Below are 685 nucleotides of genomic sequence, written 5' to 3'. Positions count from 1 at the left end.
AATGAGAAAACTAAGATCACTCACATCGAAGATGGTTTTGATTTTCTTGGATTCTCAGTTCGACAGTACAAAACATGGCAAGGGAACAAGCTACTGATCAAACCGAGTAAAGAGAGCATTAAGAAAGCGAAAGAGAAGATACGGGATACGTTCCGTATCATGAGGGGCCAACCTGTCCGGGAACTTATTAAAGTGTTAAATCCAATTATTAGAGGCTACGGACAATACTGGAAGCATGTAGTATCAAAGAAGACTTTTGATAAGATAGCAAACTATGTATTTCATAAAACTTGTAAATATTTGAGACAACTTCATCCTAAAAAACCTTGGAAATGGATAAAGAAAAGATATTTCAGAAAACCACATCATGGCGGAGATAACTCTTGGGTTTTAACTTGTCCTATAACAAATATTCAACTTTTACACATGCCTTGGATTAAAATTAAACGACATGTGATGGTGTTATACAAAAACAGTCCAGATGATCCTGCCCTCAAAGAGTATTGGGAAAAACGAGACCGAAAGGTTTTCGAGGCAGAAAATACTTTGGACAGAATTAAACTCGCAAGAAAGCAAGGATATCGTTGTGCATTATGCAGGCAACCTCTACAAAACGGTGAAAAGGTTATTGTACGGAATTTAGAAGTTCCTACAGGTGAAGTTACTAAGCTAGTACATATACCTT

At 36.8% G+C, this 685-nt stretch carries 1 protein-coding gene; it reads left to right on the top strand.

What is annotated here, in order from left to right; all coding sequences use genetic code 11:
• Positions 1-685: group II intron maturase-specific domain-containing protein (locus tag K9V48_RS28320; RefSeq protein WP_308012634.1), on the top strand; the 685-nt coding region annotated here is incomplete at both ends.

The organism is Metabacillus rhizolycopersici (genome assembly GCF_020075705.1).
The sequence above is the reverse complement of the archived record's forward strand: the minus strand, read 5'-3'. Positions and strand labels throughout refer to the sequence as shown.